The 17,079-nt window shown below is 61.3% G+C and carries 19 protein-coding genes and 2 pseudogenes; 6 read left to right on the forward strand and 15 right to left on the reverse strand.

Annotated elements, in window-relative coordinates; all coding sequences use genetic code 11:
* Positions 1–55: 55 nt before the first annotated feature.
* The 8 genes and pseudogenes from DBIPINDM_RS03335 to DBIPINDM_RS03370 form a co-directional block, all read right to left on the reverse strand.
* Positions 56–820: an ABC transporter ATP-binding protein gene (locus DBIPINDM_RS03335; RefSeq protein ID WP_258580752.1), complete on the reverse strand. Its 765-nt coding sequence runs from the start codon at positions 818–820 to the stop codon at positions 56–58.
* 17 nt (positions 821–837) lie between these two features.
* The gene (locus DBIPINDM_RS03340; RefSeq protein WP_258580753.1) at positions 838–1,836 is read right to left on the reverse strand and encodes an ABC transporter substrate-binding protein; all 999 of its coding nucleotides are present in this window, start codon (positions 1,834–1,836) and stop codon (positions 838–840) included.
* A 36-nt stretch (positions 1,837–1,872) separates the two neighbouring features.
* Positions 1,873–2,721, reverse strand: coding sequence for an ABC transporter permease (locus DBIPINDM_RS03345; RefSeq protein ID WP_258580754.1), 849 nt, complete (start codon positions 2,719–2,721; stop codon positions 1,873–1,875).
* Positions 2,722–2,746: 25 nt separating this feature from the next.
* Positions 2,747–3,820, reverse strand: a pseudogene (locus DBIPINDM_RS03350) (LLM class flavin-dependent oxidoreductase); the annotation flags it as partial.
* Between the two features lie 218 nt (positions 3,821–4,038).
* Positions 4,039–4,680, reverse strand: coding sequence for an FMN reductase (gene msuE / locus DBIPINDM_RS03355; RefSeq protein ID WP_258580755.1), 642 nt, complete (start codon positions 4,678–4,680; stop codon positions 4,039–4,041).
* 325 nt (positions 4,681–5,005) lie between these two features.
* The gene (locus DBIPINDM_RS03360) at positions 5,006–5,941 is read right to left on the reverse strand and encodes an IS5 family transposase (RefSeq protein WP_258580699.1); all 936 of its coding nucleotides are present in this window, start codon (positions 5,939–5,941) and stop codon (positions 5,006–5,008) included.
* Between the two features lie 243 nt (positions 5,942–6,184).
* Complete coding sequence (locus tag DBIPINDM_RS03365) at positions 6,185–6,970, reverse strand: toprim domain-containing protein (protein WP_258580756.1); 786 nt, start codon at positions 6,968–6,970, stop codon at positions 6,185–6,187.
* Between the two features lie 347 nt (positions 6,971–7,317).
* Positions 7,318–7,659, reverse strand: coding sequence for a hypothetical protein (locus DBIPINDM_RS03370; protein ID WP_258580757.1), 342 nt, complete (start codon positions 7,657–7,659; stop codon positions 7,318–7,320).
* 141 nt (positions 7,660–7,800) lie between these two features.
* On the opposite strand from DBIPINDM_RS03370, the gene DBIPINDM_RS03375 reads away from it, so the two are divergent.
* Both DBIPINDM_RS03375 and DBIPINDM_RS03380 read left to right on the forward strand, forming a co-directional pair.
* Entirely contained in the window at positions 7,801–8,904 is a 1,104-nt protein-coding gene (locus DBIPINDM_RS03375) for an IS5 family transposase (protein ID WP_258580758.1), read from the forward strand.
* Complete coding sequence (locus DBIPINDM_RS03380; protein ID WP_258580592.1) at positions 8,901–9,245, forward strand: hypothetical protein; 345 nt, start codon at positions 8,901–8,903, stop codon at positions 9,243–9,245. Before DBIPINDM_RS03375 ends, DBIPINDM_RS03380 begins: the two co-directional genes overlap by 4 nt.
* Here the strand turns inward: DBIPINDM_RS03380 and DBIPINDM_RS03385 are convergent.
* Both DBIPINDM_RS03385 and DBIPINDM_RS03390 read right to left on the reverse strand, forming a co-directional pair.
* Positions 9,242–10,252: pseudogene (locus DBIPINDM_RS03385) on the reverse strand (ISAzo13 family transposase); the annotation flags it as partial. The gene DBIPINDM_RS03380 and the pseudogene DBIPINDM_RS03385 sit on opposite strands and share 4 nt — an antisense overlap.
* 256 nt (positions 10,253–10,508) lie before the next feature.
* The gene (locus DBIPINDM_RS03390) at positions 10,509–10,850 is read right to left on the reverse strand and encodes a hypothetical protein (RefSeq protein ID WP_258580759.1); all 342 of its coding nucleotides are present in this window, start codon (positions 10,848–10,850) and stop codon (positions 10,509–10,511) included.
* A gap of 89 nt (positions 10,851–10,939) precedes the next feature.
* On the opposite strand from DBIPINDM_RS03390, the gene DBIPINDM_RS03395 reads away from it, so the two are divergent.
* From DBIPINDM_RS03395 to DBIPINDM_RS03405, 3 genes are all read left to right on the forward strand, one after another.
* A complete protein-coding gene (locus DBIPINDM_RS03395) occupies positions 10,940–11,392 on the forward strand; it encodes a hypothetical protein (RefSeq protein WP_258580760.1) in 453 nt (150 codons plus the stop codon).
* A 96-nt stretch (positions 11,393–11,488) separates the two neighbouring features.
* A complete protein-coding gene (locus tag DBIPINDM_RS03400; RefSeq protein ID WP_258580761.1) occupies positions 11,489–11,941 on the forward strand; it encodes a helix-turn-helix domain-containing protein in 453 nt (150 codons plus the stop codon).
* Between the two features lie 145 nt (positions 11,942–12,086).
* Entirely contained in the window at positions 12,087–12,419 is a 333-nt protein-coding gene (locus DBIPINDM_RS03405; RefSeq protein WP_258580762.1) for a hypothetical protein, read from the forward strand.
* A gap of 41 nt (positions 12,420–12,460) precedes the next feature.
* Here DBIPINDM_RS03405 and DBIPINDM_RS03410 read toward each other — a convergent pair whose 3' ends face one another.
* From DBIPINDM_RS03410 to DBIPINDM_RS03420, 3 genes are read right to left on the reverse strand one after another with little or no spacing between them, the layout of a single operon-like run.
* Positions 12,461–13,159, reverse strand: a complete 699-nt coding sequence (locus DBIPINDM_RS03410) for a transglycosylase SLT domain-containing protein (RefSeq protein ID WP_258580763.1) — start codon at positions 13,157–13,159, stop codon at positions 12,461–12,463.
* A gap of 1 nt (position 13,160) precedes the next feature.
* Positions 13,161–13,670: a hypothetical protein gene (locus DBIPINDM_RS03415; RefSeq protein ID WP_258580764.1), complete on the reverse strand. Its 510-nt coding sequence runs from the start codon at positions 13,668–13,670 to the stop codon at positions 13,161–13,163.
* A gap of 58 nt (positions 13,671–13,728) precedes the next feature.
* Positions 13,729–14,319 (reverse strand): hypothetical protein, encoded by a 591-nt coding sequence (locus DBIPINDM_RS03420; RefSeq protein ID WP_258580765.1) that lies wholly within the window; start codon positions 14,317–14,319, stop codon positions 13,729–13,731.
* A gap of 103 nt (positions 14,320–14,422) precedes the next feature.
* Here DBIPINDM_RS03420 and DBIPINDM_RS03425 point away from each other — a divergent pair, with 103 nt between their 5' ends.
* Positions 14,423–15,457, forward strand: coding sequence for an acyltransferase family protein (locus DBIPINDM_RS03425; RefSeq protein ID WP_258580766.1), 1,035 nt, complete (start codon positions 14,423–14,425; stop codon positions 15,455–15,457).
* 783 nt (positions 15,458–16,240) lie between these two features.
* On the opposite strand, the gene DBIPINDM_RS03430 is transcribed toward DBIPINDM_RS03425, so the two are convergent.
* Together DBIPINDM_RS03430 and DBIPINDM_RS03435 are read right to left on the reverse strand one after the other, a co-directional pair.
* Positions 16,241–16,579 (reverse strand): hypothetical protein, encoded by a 339-nt coding sequence (locus DBIPINDM_RS03430; RefSeq protein WP_258580767.1) that lies wholly within the window; start codon positions 16,577–16,579, stop codon positions 16,241–16,243.
* Between the two features lie 281 nt (positions 16,580–16,860).
* Complete coding sequence (locus DBIPINDM_RS03435) at positions 16,861–17,046, reverse strand: hypothetical protein (protein ID WP_258580768.1); 186 nt, start codon at positions 17,044–17,046, stop codon at positions 16,861–16,863.
* Positions 17,047–17,079: the final 33 nt, after the last annotated feature.

Consider the following 17,079-nt stretch of genomic DNA (forward strand, 5'->3'; position numbering starts at 1 on the left):
CTCAAAGCGTTGCGGTATTGCCGTTTCATGCGTCGTGCCGATCCGTTCGCTTCCGTTAGTGCAGGCCGAACTCGCGTAGCAACTCTTCACGGTAGCGCACGAAGCGGCTTTCGCTGCGCTCGCGTGGGCGGGGCAGGTCGACGTCGATAAGCCGCGCCGCGCCGCCTTTCTCCCTGGGCAGGATCAGCACCCTGTCGGCAAGATAGATCGCCTCTTCCAGATCATGGGTGACCATGACAATGGTGACGTTCTCCTCGCTCCAGATGCGCGCCAGTTCCTCCTGCATGCCGATCTTGGTCATGGCGTCGAGTGCGCCCAGTGGTTCGTCGAGCAGCAGGATCTCGGGTTGCACGGTCAGCGCCCGGGCGATGCCGACGCGCTGCGCCATGCCGCCGGAAAGCTGCCTGGGCCAGGCATCGGCGAACTCGGCGAGGCCGACGAGCGCGATGTAGAAGCGCGCCCTTTCCTCGGCGTCCGCCTTGGCCACGCCGCGCACTTCGAGGCCGAAGGCGACGTTGCCGAGCACGGTCAACCAGGGCAGCAGGCGCGGTTCCTGGAAGATCACCGCGCGCTCGGCGCCGACGCCATGCACCGGCTTGCCGTCGATGGCGACGCCGCCGCTGTCGGCGGCCTCGAGCCCGGCAAGGATGCGCAGCAGCGTGGTCTTGCCGGAGCCGCTGGCACCGACAATGACCAGGCATTCACCGGAGCGGATATCGAGGTTGAGTGCCCTCAGCACGGGGAGCTGGCGCCCGCCGAGGATGAAGGATTTGGCGAGGTCGCGTATAGTGACCTCGCCGCCCCTTGTTGTTGTGCCCATCGCGCTCGGTTCTCTGCTCAATTGGTCTTGGTTTCGCCCGGGCGGTAAAGGATGTCAGCGGCTTTCAGCTTGCCCTTGGCCAGGCGGCCGTCCCGCTCGAGGATGCTTACCCAGAAGTCGATGTCGCGGTCTGTTGCCTGGGCCTTTTCACGCAGGCCGAATCCAGTCCAGTAACGGGCCAGGTCGCCGTTCTCGCCGCGTTTGTTGAGGATGTCGGCGAGCACCTTGCGGGCTTCGTCCGGATTGTGTCGCGACCAGTCCGAAGCACGCGCCAACTGTTCGACGAAGTTGCGCGCGGCGTCTGGGTTGGCGGCGATGAAGTCACGCCGCAGCACGACGGAACCGCCGGCGATTTCGCCCAGCACATCGGTGTCGTTGAACACGCCGCGCACCCCGCCGTGGTCGACCAGGGCGCCGGCGAATGTCGCCTGCCAATAGCCCAGCCCCGCAATATCGACCTGGCGCGAGCGCAAGGTCTGTTCGAGCTGCGGCCCGGGCACGACGACAAGGTTGGCGGCATCCGGCGGCAGGCCGACGCTGTGCAGCGCCTCGCGCACCGTATAGTCGAGATGGGCGCCGAGCGTGTTGACCGAGATGGTCTTGCCGGCGATGTCGGCGATCGATTTGATCGGGCTGTCTTCCAGCACGTAGAAGACGCTTTTGACGTCCTTGTTAATGCCGTTGCTCGGATAGGCGGCGACGAAGTCGTTGCCGCCCGAGATCGAATTGATCACGGCAGCGGTGGCCGCCGAACCGAGGTCGACGCTGCCGGAGGAAAGCGCAAACAGCGATTCCGGGCCGCCGGCGGCATAGCCGACATTCTCCACCTCGATGCCGAGGTCCTTGAAATAGCCGAGCTCGTAGGCCAGCTCATGCGGGGCAATGCCCCCACGGCTGGCGAGGTAGCGGAACTTGACGGGTGCGGCCTCGGCAAAGGCGAAGCGAGGCAGGCCGGCGGCGATGATGCCGGCGGCAAGCGGTGCGCTGGCAAGCAGGGAACGGCGAGTGATTTTCATGATCCGGTCTTTCCTAAGATGAGAGGAGGGGACTGCTCAGTTGACGGGATTGCTCCAGCGGCACAGTCGCCGCTGCAGGACGACCAGCGCCTGGTTGGCGATCAGGCCGAGGCCGGCGAGGATGACGATCGCCGCGAACATCAGCGGGATCTGGAAATTGTACTGTGCGTTCATCACCTGGAAGCCGATGCCCTTGTGGGCGCCGATCATTTCAGACGCGATCAGCAGCAAGAGCGCGGTGGTGGCGCTCAGCCTCAAGCCGACGAAGATCGAGGGAATGGCACCGGGCAGCACGACGCGGCGGAACACGGTGAGCCGCGTCGCGCCATAGACGCGCGCCATTTCGAGCAGCTTTGGATCGACCTCCTTGACGCCGCTGGTGGTGTTGAGCAGCAGCGGAAATAAAGTCGCCCAGAAGATGACGAAGATCTTGGAGGTTTCGCCCAGCCCCAGCAGCAGGATGAACACCGGGTAGAGCGCCAGCGCCGAGGTCTGCCGGAACAGCTGCAGGATCGGGTCGAGCGCGGTTTCGACAGCGCGCACCTGGCCCATGAACAGGCCAAGCGGAATGGCGACTGCGACTGCCGCTGCGAAGGCAATGCCGGCGCGCTGCAGGCTGATGGCGATATCGCCGAGCAAGACGCCGCCGGCGAGCCCTTTCCACAGGGCGGCAACGATCATGTCGACCGGCGGCAGCACCGCCGCATTGACCCACCCGACGCTGCTCGCCACCTGCCAGAGCGCCAGGAACCCAACGAGGACGCCGTAGCGTGACAGGAACCGGGCCGTCGCCCGACCGCCGAGGCGCAGAAGATCCGCACTGATGCCGGTTCCGCTGTTGTGCGTGCCGATAGTGACCGGCCGTTCGATGTGCTGCAAAGTCATCGTCTTGCCCTTCTCGTCGGAGGATTTACTCGGCGGCCAGTGCGGTCGAGCGTGCGGCGGTCCATGGGTTTTCCGGCCGCCTGAGACCAAGGTTCTCGCGCAGCGTCCTGCCTTCGTAAGCGGTGCGGAACAGGCCGCGGCGCTGCAACTCGGGGATGACCAGGTCGACGAAGTCGTCGAGCGCGCCGGGGAGCCAGGGCGGCAGGATGTTGAAACCGTCGGCGGCTTCTTTGGTAAACCATTCTTCAAGCTGATCGGCGACCTGTACCGCACTGCCGATGGCGGTGTAATGGCCGCGTGCCGTCGCCACCCACTGGTAGAGCTCTCGGATGGTGAAGTTGTGCTCGTCGGCAATCTGGCGGATCAGCGCCTGGCGGCTCTTCATGCCTTCGGTTTCCTTGCTCGGCGGCAGTGGTCCGTCGAGCGGATAACCCCTGATGTCGAGCGTCTGGCCGGCCAGCCCGTTGAGCAGTGCGACTCCATCCTCCGGCAGGATCAAATTGTTGAGCTGCTGGTATTTTTCGCGGGCCTCCTCTTCGGTGCGGCCGACGAAGGGTGCGACGCCTGGCATGATCAGCACCTGTTTGGGATCGCGGACGACAGCAGCCACGCGCGCCTTGATGTCGCGATAGAATTCCTGCGCCGTCTCCAGCTTCTGATGGGCGGTGAAGATGACCTCGGCCGAGTGTGCGGCGAGCCCGCGCCCGTCCTCGGACTGTCCGGCCTGCACCACCACCGGGTGGCCCTGCACCGGGCGCGGCACGTTGAGCGGACCCTTGACGCTGAAATGCTCGCCCTTGTGGTCGATGTCGTGCAGCTTGTCCTTGTCGTAAAAGCGCCCCGACTTCTTGTCGCGGATGAAGGCGTCGTCCTCCCAGCTGTCCCACAGCGCCTTGACCGTCTCGACATGCTCGTGGGCGCGGGCATAGCGGTCGGCATGGTTGGGCTGGACATCGCGGTTGAAGTTTTGGGCGGTCTCGTCGCCGGCCGACGTCACGACATTCCAGCCGGCCCGGCCATTCGACAGCAGGTCGAGCGAGGCGAATTTGCGCGCCAGCGTATAGGGCTCCTCATAGGTGGTGGAGGCAGTAGCGATGAAGCTGGTTGATCGCCACCACAACAGCATGGGGTAGATCACCGGATAGACGAACGTTGCTAATCTCTGCGCCGACGCGTGCTGTGAGTGGAGCAACATCGGCTTCCGGAATGGTTGCATCAATGAAAGCAGGCTTGGTCATGGGTAGTCTCCAGGTAGATTGAGTGTTTGTCGGCGGCTGACGATTTCTCGAAGATCCAGACAGCGCTGGAGGAGGCGCTTCAGCCCAGATTTGCGTTAGAAACCCGGTTCGAAGCGCGCCACTGGCCGCGGGCGATAGCAATGTCCGCCTGAGGCACGTCGGAATCCGAAACCAACTGGTCTCGAGTTCGCGACGCCAGATAGGCCGCGAATTGCCCGATCGCACGACCAAGCCGATCGGCCAGTGTCGGGGAGATGGAGGTTTGGTCGACGAAGTCGCGTTCGGAAGCATAGATCCCTGTCGCCAGCGTTCGCGCCTCGAAGAACCCGAAGAGCGGCCGCAGCTGATGCTCGACGATCAACGCGTGTCGGTCTCCGCCGCCGGTCGCGGCCAGAAGTACCGGCTTGTCGATGAAAGCGGTCGGCTCCAGCAGATCGATGAAATGCTCGAAGAGGCCAGCATAACTGCCTTTGTAGACCGGGCTTGCGACGACCAGGGCTTCGGCTTGCAGGAGATGGTCAACGAGTCTCCTTGCCTTCGTATCCAGATCGGAGAGGCGGTGCGCGGCGCCCAGCGAAGGCAGGAACTGGCCAATATCGATGACCTCGAAGCTTCTCTCATATTGGCGCGCCGTTCGCCTCACGATCTCTTCGACCAAAGCGCGGGTGCGGGAGGGAGAACTGAAGCTGCCGGAAAATCCCACGATTGCAGGTCTGGTCATTTGGTCCTGTCCCTCTCCTTGAAAATGCGGGCCGCAGCCGCGACAAGGGGACAGGATAGTTATGTATATAAAATCTATAGAGAAAGAGAATTGCGTATTTGTGGCGGCTTGTAAAATTCCGTTCCTCCGCTTTTGGCGTTTGTGAGTTCTCGTTGAGCGACTTTGCAGCGAGGCAGGTTATGAGACCTGTGCGCAGGAAGCATTTAGCGTTGATTTTGTTTGATCTTTTCCGCTTCCGGGGTAAAGGGTCCAAAGATATCAGCGCCGACGTCGTCGGCTGTGTCTTCTGACGCTCTCGTGTGAGCGTCAGTGGTGTTTTTGCCCGCTATCCAGCCATAGCGATGACCTTCAAACTGCGTTTCATATTGTAGGCGATGGCAGTGAGGCGAATTTGAACGCCTGCCTTTGCAAGCCCTCGCCATCGCATCCGGCGAAGGCCGTAGCTTCGTTTCCACGTGCCAAAGATTTTCTCGATCCGGCCACGAATGCGATGGATCGGTTGGTTCCAGGCCTCAAGGCGTGCCAGTGTTTCGGCTTCGTCCCGTCCCCACATGCCGGTGGCGACGATGCGTGGCGTTCCACCCTTGGCACGCACCGCGTCGCCGAAATGATTGCCGCGATAGGCGCTATCGGCAAACACCTGGCCGGGATTGTCAGGCAGAGCATCGGGACCGGCCTTGCCGTCGTTGATGTTGGCGGGTGTGACGGCGATCTCCTCGACCAGAGCTGTATCGGCGTCGGCACCGACATGGGCCTTGAAGCCATGAACCGCTGGTCGGCCCTTATGCTTGACCCAATGGCCCTCTTCGTCATCCTCGCTGGCCGAGGCGATGATCGTCGCATCGACAAGCGTGCCGGTCTTCACCTGAATCGCTTTGGCCTTGAGCTGGCCGGTGATCTCGTCGAACAGCGTCTTGTCCAGACCATGGGCCACAAGAGCCTTTCGAAAACGCACGAAAGCCGTTCGCTCAGGTGTCTGCTCTTGAGCCGAAAACCCGCAGAACCGTCGGAACGATCCTCTGTCGTCCAACGCCTCGGCAAGCTTGACGTCGGACAAGTCGTACCAGATCGACAGCAGCATCGCCTTGAACAACGCCTCTGGCGGCCAGGCAGGCTCGCCCTTCGAAGAGCAGGAAATCACACAAAGGGCCTGATCGATCGGCACCCAGTCAATCAGTCTGGCAAGCGCATCCAAAGACGAATGCTGGCCGCGATCAACGACAAAACCAAACTTTTCCTGACCAATGTGCCGACGTGACATCGCATCCCCCAATCCATTGTACTGATTGAGAGAATCACACATCAACACGCCAGTCTAGACACCCGCGCACAGGTCTCATTAGAGCAGTTCACCGAGTGGTCGACAGTATCCTCTGACGGAAGACTTCGGCCCGGTCTTCTGAAGCCAAGGCATGGGTGTCGAGTAGAGATAGGCGCGCACCTGGTGCAGGTTCTCGATGCTCGAAGGCACCCTTCGCCAGAACAAGTGGTGCCAAATTTGTGATCAAAGTTTATGGCAAGCTGGCCCGCCGACAGGTTCAGGTGTCTGCGCCGAGTGTTTCGCGCAGCAGAAGATCCAAGGTAGGGTCTCGGGCGTCGGATCGTCCTCCCACAGCTTCGCGAAATCCCGGTCGTCGGGCGGTCTGTGAATGAGGACCTGGCGCTCAGGGTTGGCTTCGCGAACGCGTTCGGCCGCGCTGAGGCCGGGCTTGTCCGGATCGGCGAAAACGACGATCCGCTGTACGCATTCGGGCAGCTGAAGAAATGGCAAACGTGGTGCTCCCAGTGAGCACCAGACGGGCAGGCCGTATCGCAGCATTACGGCATGGCCGGTCTCATAGCCTTCGGCAATACCAAGGACGTCGGCCGCTGGGGCGAGCCGCAAGGCAAAGCCCCGGCTCGGGCCGATGATGCGGCGCGGCTCGTCTAGCGCCGCCTTTTCTGGCCGTGTCGGGTGCAAGAGGGTGAGCTGCACCGAACAGATCGAACGGTCTGGGGCCTGCAGAGCAGCCACCAGCGCGGGAAAGCGGTTCTTTCCCAACCGATAATCCGGCAGATAGCGCAAAGTTGGCAACGTCGCCGGCAGACGGCGAGAGGCAAGATAAGCTTCGCCGTGCGTCCCGGCGAGCGCAATCGCTCTCGACCAGAGCGCGCGCGCGTCCGCTGCCGTGGTTTTGGCCGCCGCCGGACGAACACGACGCAGAGGCTCGGCCGCGCGATTCGACAAATCCAGGTCCGCAATGGCGGTCTCGATGTCGACGGGATCGCAGCCTGCAAAGCAGTAGAGCATAAGACGATAATCCCCGTCACGAACAGAGAGGGAGGGATGGCGGTCGCCTTTCCCTTGCCCGTGACTTGGTACTGGGCAACGGCACAAGTAGCTCCCGCGCGCCGGGAACCCTCCTAAAGCGTGATATACCTGCGCAGCGCTTGGCCACGACACCTTTGTCATGGGCCTGATAATGCCGCCAAGCCGCTATCGAATCAATAGAATGATTTAATAGCGCGTTGAACATTACCGGCGAAATAGCCGGGGCGTTTCAAGGGCCAGGACTAAGGGCTCGGCGCGGAACAAACGCTTCATGTGATGACCGGTAAGCGGGAGGAATTTGGATCGACGCGCCGCGATTGATGGCGTCAGAATCCGCGGCCGCGCTGCCGCTTGAGTTTTTTGATGCGCCGGCGTTGGTAGGTATCGATGTCGCGGAACAGCGGAAAGCGGCGATCGAAGAGGAGGTGGGTGATGGAGACGATATGGACAGCCGCCGCGTCGTCACCGCCGATGTCGAGGCAACAGGCAACGCCGCCCTCGTCGCCGAGATTCAGCACGTCGACCACCTGACACCTTGCGGGAATTGGGATCTCGGGCGATTTTGCTGCGAGGCTACGCTGAAGATCTTTGGTGATGGCTGCGTCGATCGGTAACAAATCCTTCAGCTTGGAGATGAGGAGATCGGTTTTCTCAGGATCATCGATCATCTTGTGCTCTTGATTGTAAGATGGCGATTGCTGTCTTTGAGGTCCATGGGCTGAGGAGAACCCTAGCAGGCTGTTGAAAAAGGGCTCGCGACAGTCTCAGGTTCGTGATTCACTCTGACCACGAAGAGGTGGGAGTGAATCGTGCGGGGCGGTGACGGACAGACGGGCGAACTGTTCAGCTATGTGGACCTCGAGGCTCGGGTGCGGCGCGATCATCCGTTGCGCCGTATTCGGGCGATTGTGAATGAGGCGCTTTCGGCGTTGGAGCGGGAGTTTGCGGCGCTGTACTCGCCGATTGGGCGGCCGTCGATCCCACCGGAGAAGCTGCTGCGTGCGATGCTGCTGCAGGCGTTCTACTCGATCCGCTCGGAGCGGCTGTTGATGGAGCGGCTGGAATACGACCTTCTGTTCCGCTGGTTCGTCGGGATTGGCGTCGACGATGCGGCCTGGGATCATTCGGTGTTCTCCAAGAACCGTGACCGGCTGCTGGAGGGCGACATCGCTGCAAAGTTCCTGGCGGCGGTGCTGGCGCAACCCAAGGTGAAGAAGCTTCTGTCGACGGATCACTTCTCGGTCGACGGCACACTGATCGAGGCGTGGGCATCGATGAAGAGCGTCAAACCGAAGGACGGCCCAAGCGGTGGTCATGGCGAGCCGCCGGCTGAAGGGGGCGGGCGAAACGCGGAAGCGGACTTCCATGGCCACAAGCGATCCAACGACACACATGCCTCGACCACCGATCCGGATGCCCGGCTCTATCGCAAAGGGCGGGGCAAGGAGGCGAAGCTCTGCTTCATGGGGCATGGGCTGATGGAGAACCGCCATGGCCTTCTGGTCGACGCCTGCCTGACGTTTGCCGACGGGCATGCTGAGCGGGTGGCCGCACTGCACATGATCGAACCGCGAGCGGAGCGGCCACAGGCGATCACACTCGGTGCCGACAAGGCCTATGACGCGCAAGACTTCATCAATGAGCTGCGTTCGATGAAGGTGACGCCGCATGTGGCGCAGAACACCAGCGGCCGGAGTTCGGCGATCGACGGGCGCACGACGCGGCATGGCGGCTATGCTGTCAGTCAGCGTATTCGCAAGCGCATTGAAGAGGCGTTCGGGTGGATCAAGACGGTCGCCGGACAGGCGAAGACGAAGTTGCGTGGCCGCGACCGCGTCGGATGGGCCTTCACCTTCAACGCCGCCGCCTACAATCTCGTGCGGTTGCCGAAGCTGCTGGCGGTGCCGACATGACCGCGCCCGCGGGCTGTCAACTGATCGGCCGCTGGCGGATCATCGAAGCTGACCTGTGGGATCGCGGCTATCTCGACCTCGGCGGACCCGCCACGGTCACCATTGGGGCCGACAACCACGGTGAGATCGCCTTTGGCGCCCTGCTAGCCGGCCTCGATCTCGGGTACGGGCCGTCAATGGTCTTCTTCACATGGGCCGGCTTCGATGAGATGGACGAAGTTACCGGCGACGGCTCCGCAGAATTGCTCGACGACGGCTCGATCGACATCACCTTCGCCTATCAGAACGGCGACGAGGCTATCCTCAAGGCCAAACGTGATCCTTCTTCAACAGCCTGCTAGAGCGCGCGGTTTGCGCTGGGAGCCGAAGATCCATGGTCAATCGATGTGCATGGCAGTGGTGAGATCGTATAGTTCCACTCGGCGTGAAAGTCGTCGCGGGCAAGGTTGATGGCGGCCATTTCGGCGTCGGAGACCTTGATCGCTTTGGGATACGCGTTTTCGTCGAGGCAGCATTGCACATCGAGGCCTTTGTCCGTCGTCGTCGCTCCGATCAGTTGGACGATGACCTCGTGGCTGATCAGCGGCTTGCCGCGCCAGTTCTGCGTGATGAAGGCAAAGAGGCGATGCTCGATACGGTTCCACTTGCTCGTACCGGGTGGGTGGTGGGCGACAGAAATGGCCAATCCGGTTTCGTTGGCGAAGGTCTGAAGTTCGCGCTTCCACAAGCGCACGCGCGCGCCATTGCTGCCACCGCAATCGGCGGTGATGAGGAGGCTGGTCGCGCTGAGATAGCGGGTCTTGCCCAAGGCATGCCACCAGCGCCGGATGCTCTCGACGGCGAAGGCTCCGGTGTCATGATCGATCCCAACATTGACCCAGCCCGCGTTGGCCGCGATGTCGTAGACGCCATAGGGCGCAACCTTGCCGAGTTCGGGTATCTTGAAGTCGTGAACGCGCACGGGCTCGGGATTGCCCCTGGGCCGTAGCTCGCGCCCGCCGTTCTTGAAGTCGCCGACCAACTCCTTCTTCTTGGTATCGACGGAGATGGCGGGTTGTCCGCCATTCTGGAACTGTTTGATCTTGTTGTTGATGTGTTCAAACTGCCGATCGCGGTCAGGATGCCAAGCACCTTCTCGCGTCTTCCTGTTGCCCTGAAGGCTGAAGCCAAGCCGGCGCAGCAACCGACCGACCAGCTTCTGGCTGGCGGTGAAACCGCGTTCAGCCAGCGCGCCGGCGAGGTGGCGCTGGCTCCTGCTGACCCACCGCAGCGCTGCCTCAGGATCGCCGCGGATCGCCGACTGCACCAACTCTTCCAGAGCTTCCAGCAGCCCGGGTTCAGTCTCGGTCGTAGGAGAACCATTTGCGCGCGAACCGCAGCATGGTGGTGTCTGCGCAGGAACCCCTTATGACTGCGCGCGGGCGCGCAACCCGACCTTCAGACGATCGGCACATTGGCGGCGTTCCTGGGCGTCTCGGTCTGCGCCTTTTGGGAATTCGGGACGCTGCCTTGCGCAAGCCTCATCATTTGGGGCTACCGTATCAGGAGATCGCAGACCTGACGGAAGTGTGCGTGATTGAGCAGATCCTGGCACGGAGAGCCTGTTAGAGTTTGAAGCGGCCAGGGCGCTGATCGTTGACGCGGTACTGCCAGGCCAGTTTCGAATCCTTGGGGTTGACGCCCGACGTTGACCAGGCGGAGCGCTCAACCTTTGCAGCGTCATGCAAAGGAAGATCGTCATCACAGCGCGACGGTTGTAACGACGACCGAAGACGATAACGTTCGATACTGCGGGTTCGAAACTCGATGACACAGACGGCGGCGAGGGACAGGATCAAGAAAGCAGTGGAAAAGCTGAGCATGCGAAGGCTGGCTTCCTGATCGGGCAGGGCGAAGAAAGCGAGCACGCCGCCGGCGAAAATTGCGAACGCGAACCTCATGAACATGACAGAGAGCCTCCTATTTCGATGTTGATCATTATAATATCACAGAGTGATCGTCATTATAATGATCATTGGAGATAGGATGGCCCCTCATGGATCAAGCGTTTTTCGACGGCTGGGGGCATGGTGCCGTTTTTGGCGGTATCGGCTTCAGAGTATTACCCGGCGCCGTTCCATCTCGAACAGGGATAGAGATTGGTTCCGGGGCCAAGCCCTGCGGCCCCGTCTTGAGTGTAATCGCCAGAACCACCGGCGTCGAGGTCTCGCTTCTGACCGACCTGAACCAGGTCATTCGAAGTGGTATCGGGCAACGATTGCAGGGCCTGCCTGCCGCAAGGGCACAGATCAGGGTTGTCCCTCCGGATGAGGTGGCACACGAGAAATGCATTGGACCCAGGACATCCAAACCGGATTCATTTAATTATTCATTTTCAACAGGGCATGCAGATCGTCAAATGCTATCGCGCATCTGGAACGATTTGACGGGTCAAAAGCTGTACGCCGTCACTTTGCGGGAGTATGGGGAGGATGCCGAGACACTTTAATAGGGCAATGAGTTGTCGTTTCGGCTACAAGCCCTGAGCACTAGACATTCTGCAAAAAATGGCCGTCATATTCCGACCGATAAGCAGGGGGCAGCTGTGCCGATATTTAAAAACAAGACAGAAGACAGCGATGGTTGGCTTTCGATCCTACTCGCGCTGCGACTTCGCCAAATCGAGAACGAGTACCCGGACTATGCGAGTTTTGCCGACGCTACGGGGCTATCGCGCGGCACGCTCTACCAGTTGCGGACGGGGAAGGGGAACCCGACATTCGTCACCCTGGAGCGGCTGGCACGGCACCTGAAGGTTCCGGTGTGGGCGCTCATTGGTCGGACTGGTGACGACGACAGCGTCAAGCGTGACATCGAGACGTTCGGCTTCAACTTCAACGAGATTGCGCGGCATATCGAGGCCACGCGTGCTGTGAAGCGCTCGATGACGGAGTTCAGTGGTGTACCTTCTTTGAAAGAGGCAGCCAGCCCCGCTGGGGCAACCTCCGAGAAGAAGCGGCTGCCTCCGGCCAAAAAGGGACGCAGGACAAGCCAGTAGCACACAAGAATAGTAGAAGCTGCTAAACAATCAGCGTAGATTAATTTGCTACGATAGGCAGAAATGATATTTTATATTTCTTTGACTCGCAGCAGAAAATCCGCCAGCGTCGATGCAATGGCATCATTTTGCTGAAGGGTTCACGATGCAGGCGAATATCTGGCAAGTCGCAGGAGACGATGCGCTCTATAGGGAAGCGGCGGCGTTCGTCGATTGCCACCCGAAACCATGGGTGGAAGAGGTTTCGGAATTTCTGCGGAAGAAAGGCAAGCCCGAGACGATCACGTTGGTGATCGGACAGTTCATCGTGGCGGCTCTGTTCGAAGGACGATACGCGGATCTGCTGTACTGGTCGCTGGTTGCGGCCGAAGTGAACTGCGTTGTGATGGAGCAATGGCCTGATGATGTGCGCCAGGAGCTGGCGAGCCATCTGAAACGGGGATTTGGAAAGCTCTCGTCGCGAAATCTCTCCCATTGAAGGCGGCGGCCGACGGCATGGCCCTCAACGGGAAGGCGGGGTCACACCTGACCAAGGGCAACGTTGATGTCGCTGCCGGCGGGACCGGGAGCGGATGAAGCGAGTTTTGTGTCACCACCATTGGGCGTTGGAAAGTCGCCTGGTCCCATTTGGCAGACCGCTTGCGCGCCGCATCCCTGAGGAATGGATTGGCCGGCCGAATTGAGGGCGGCATAGCGGCGGTTTACGTCGTTCGTCCAGTTACGGCGCTGGCTTTCAGTGCTGCCGTTGTAACGATCGGCGAGGCAGCGAATACTTGACGTGCCGCCGCACGATTTGACGGCATCGCGAAGCGTCATTACGCCGCCTTCAATGTTTTCGGACAAGATGCCCCGATCCATTCCGTAGGCCCGGCCGGTCGCCCCCGTAAGCTGCATCGGCCCAAGAACGCCACTGAAGGAGCCGGCACATGCCGACATCGCGCCTTCGTGAGCGGATACGGCAAGTGCGAGCTTGGGATCAACGCCGTACTTGTTGGCGGCGTCTACAATCATATTGGCGATGTTCGGGCTGCGCTCCATCATCTCTTGCGTGGACGGATAGCTCGGCAGACCCGCTCCGTTCGTACAAAGGGAACGCAAGGTTGTTTTGTCATGGAGGTCGCAAGAACTTGCATCCTGATCGAAGGAATTCGCTTGCGTAGCAGGCGCTTGTCCAACGACCAGGAGCGCGGAGAGGAGTATTGGGACGGGACGCAGCATCTTACTTCCCCGGGCAGAAATTATAGTTGGCGCCATTGATGGAGAGCGCGTCGCTGGATGGGCGCGTAATCTTCATCGGCGTGATGACCGGGGAGCTGCTGCCACGTTCGGTACATGAGGCTTGGAAGGCATCGTCTGCATGACGGGTGCCTGCTATCTTGCAGGTGTTCGCGCCGACGGTGATTGCGTCGCCGTCGAACTCGGCAAGTTCGAGAGCGCCGACGCCTCGGTCGAGATCGGCACATGTGTGCGTGGACGCTACATATGATCCCTGCGGAGCCTTGAGCGGATCAAGCGCTTGCGCGATTGCCGGCGAGATCAAGACGGCTAGAGTCGCGAAGATTGTCGGGCTGGCCATGGCAGATCTCCTGAACATCATCCCGCCGTGGCCGCCGGCAGGAGCCGCGGTCAAGGCCGCGCATCGCGCGCCGTCAGGGAAGCATTGATCCGTTGGCGATGGCCGGTGGCAGGCTGGTGTCCTGAATAACGTCAGGTTCTCCATGTCGATCATGATTGCGCTCCTTGGGGATATCGAGGTTGCCGAAACACAACGGCGTGGGCTGCTTCCTTTAGGGTTGCGGGACAGGGACCCGGAATTGGCATTCCTGGGCGATTTCACCTTGGAATACGATGCCGGCGCGAATGCTTTTGGCCTGAACATCATATGCACCCATCGCGCCATTCCGAGCGAGGTTGGGGCGGACGTTATTCGGTTGCGCGCCATATTCGATGAAACAGCCGGAGCCAGCGTCAGCGACCGTGGATCGGCCGTTTTGGTAGATCGCCAAGCGCATGGGACATCGTTTCAGCGTGGCATTGCCGACAGGATCGGTGCGGATCGGCGAGCAGCCGGTGAGCGTGTGCAGGACCGAGAGGACGACGGTTTTGGTCGGGCTGCGAACGACGATGTGACTCTCGGAAGCCGGCGCGTTGGCGACCGCAAAGCGCGTATCGCCTTTGGCCACGTAGGCGTCGTTGTTCTTCTTCAGTCGGTCGGCCCATAGGGAGGCGTAGGGCACCGCTTCCGAGTTCGGGAGCTCGAGATCGGCATAGGCGACGGCGCGCCAGGCGTTCGGATCATGCGTGAGCGACTGAGCCGAAGCGTGAGGCGCCAATGTAAGGGCAGCCGCGACTGCGAGAAATGTCAGGCGTTCGTGCATTCCTTGCCTCGCTTCTGTGCCCTATGATTAAATCAATGTATCAGTAATTGTCGAGCGTGATATTTAGATGGGACAAGAAGCTCGCCTATCGGGGCTGGATGAATTGCGAGGCCTGGCGATCGGGCTGGTGGTGCTGTCGCATGTCGGGCCGGTCTTCGGAGAAGGCGGGACGGCCGCCGCTCTGCTGTTTGCGCCGGCATGGAGCGTCGGGGTCGACCTGTTCTTTGTGATTTCCGGCCTGGTGGTGGAACGCTCATTGCGAAGCCTGCGCCTCGAGCGCGGTGCGCTCGAGGCGGCCTCCGCCTTCTATGTCAGGCGTGCTATGCGGATCGTGCCGCTGGCCTGGTGCGTCGGCGCCATCCTCTCGATCGGGTTGATCATCCCGGGAAGCGGCGTTGAGCCTGCAGACGCGAAGGCGGCATTCGCCTGCATCTCAAATGCGCATTGGGCGCCCTGTTTCGGGGGCGCCACAGGATGCGGGAACGCCTTTGCGTTTGGGCCATTCTGGTCGATCGCCGCCGAGATGCAGTTTTATCTACTGGCTCCGCTCCTGGTGTTCTTGCTACCGCGGCGGGCGCTCGTCGCGCTGGCCGGACTCGTTCTCGTGGTCGGGACGTTCACGCTGCGGCCATGGGGCGGGACGCTTTGGACGTTTCGTATCGATGCAGTCGCGGTCGGGCTGGCGATCGGAGCAACCATGGGCACAAGCGCATGGCCCCGTCTGGCGGAACACCTGCGGGTGATCGGCAACATGGAAGCGGCGTTGTGGATGTCGATCGCGGCCTTCATGTTGGCGATCTTGCCGCCGGCGACGCATGGCGTGGCGACTGCCGCACTGGCGCTGATGTGCGGGTGGCTCGTGACAAGGGCGACCTTGCGGATTGGTTCTGTGAACTGGCCGGGGCGGATGCTGCGCCGCTTGGGAGGCATCTCCTATGCCCTCTATCTGATCCATCTGCCGGTGCTGGCGCTGTTCAACTGGTCGCTTGGCCAATTCCTGGACGCTCCGGCGACGGCAACGCTCTCGATCGCGGTCGCGATCGGGCTGTCTCATGTGCTGACGGTGGCAATCGGAGATCCGCTCCGCCAGCTCGGCCGCCAATGGTCAAATCGAACAGTACGGGAGGTGTCGCCGTGACGGAAGAAAATCGTCAGTGGTCGCTTGGTGGTGAAGATGTCGATCAAATTCCGCGAGGAGCGAGGGCGCTGGCGGAGCAGCTATTGACCGAGACCGACGGCGATGCCGTGGCAGCGCTCGTCGCGGCATGCTGCGTCATTGGAACCATGCGCTCGGCGGTAGGGGTATGGTGCGCAACGGATCGCCGTCAGGGGTCGATATCGCGCAAGTGCTGGACGTGTTCGTACGAAACGAGTCCCCAGCAGAAGAGCAGAGCCTAACCAGATGACTTCGACCGCGAAGTAGCTACCATGTTGGGGGCTGTGCGGCCTGCCGCTCTATCCCCCGGAATTCTGAATGCACGATATCCGCAGTTTGATCTTCGTGGGCGACCGTCAGCAATGCCATGCACTGACACTGATTTCGCCAGGAAAGAGATTGAACTAAAGCCTTGCGAAACGCTTTGGCCGAACGACAGGATCGGTCTCGCATAGGGATTCGGCCGGAGGTGAGCGATGCGGCCTCCATGCGTGAAGGTCGCCATGACTGCTGGCGCGACCACATGCAATACGCTCGAAGTCGCCGAAGACGGTCGTCGCAATCTTCGAACTGGGATTTGCACGAAGAGACGCGGTGGTGAATTGGCACGCTGCGTGACGACACATCCGGAGCGTCGTAAAAGCCGCTCGCAGCGTACCTCTCATATGCCCGCGGACAATCTTTCCGACGCCGGCGCCGTTGGTTTGGCCGTCGGCTTCTGTGCGCATCTGGCCAGCCGACACGCGGCAGTGCGACGGCCGCCGCTTAGTAGCGGTCGCCGAACCAGCCCTTGCTCTTGGGCGGCGAGGGTTCCTGGTAAGCCCACGGGACAGACTTGTAGGACGGCCTCGGGTCTTGGACGCGCCAAGCCTTCTGCCAGTAATAGAAATTGAGGGGTACTCGGGCGAGCACGCGACCATCGGCAGACAGGAGGTCGGAACCGCAGGCGACGACGGGGCCGTCGTAAAGTTGCACGCGGCCAGTATAGCCGTTGAGCGCCCCTGGCCGGCAGGCAAAGACGCGAACGCCTGCAGCGATCGTGTCCGGGGCTTCCGCGGGGACGGAGATCGTCTTGATGCCTTCCTTGGTGATGAGCGTACGCACAGGCACGGAGCTCCAATGCGAGCGGCGCAAGGCGTTATTCGCCTGAGCTTCGGTTGGGTAGCCGGCTGGCCGGGTAATGACCGGCGGGAAGCGCCCCCAGTCTGGCGCATATTCTTGCCGGCTGCGACTGACCCGATCAGGCTTCCAATAGGAGTCCGTAGCCGAAACGGGGCCAGCCGAATGTGAAGCATCCGGCACTCGCTCGGCGCAACCGGCGAGCAAGGCCGCGGATGCGACGAGGTGGAGGATGTGACGAAAAGAACGCATATCGTGCTCGGGGGTCATGGGTTTACAGGTGAGAATTTCCGGTGAAGCCAAGGCATCTGGAAGGTGCTGGCCCAAATGCCGCGATGGGTTTTGCGAGCCTGACGCTCGATCTGGGCGTAGAGGGGGATGCGACGATCGAGATCATCGGGGAGGGTGACGGCTACGCCTGCTTTCAGCCTCTCGCCGGCGACGTCGGCCATTTTGCTGGTTGCACAACGCCCTCGTCTTTCCGG

Source organism: Mesorhizobium sp. AR02, from assembly GCF_024746835.1.
Taxonomy (GTDB): domain Bacteria; phylum Pseudomonadota; class Alphaproteobacteria; order Rhizobiales; family Rhizobiaceae; genus Mesorhizobium.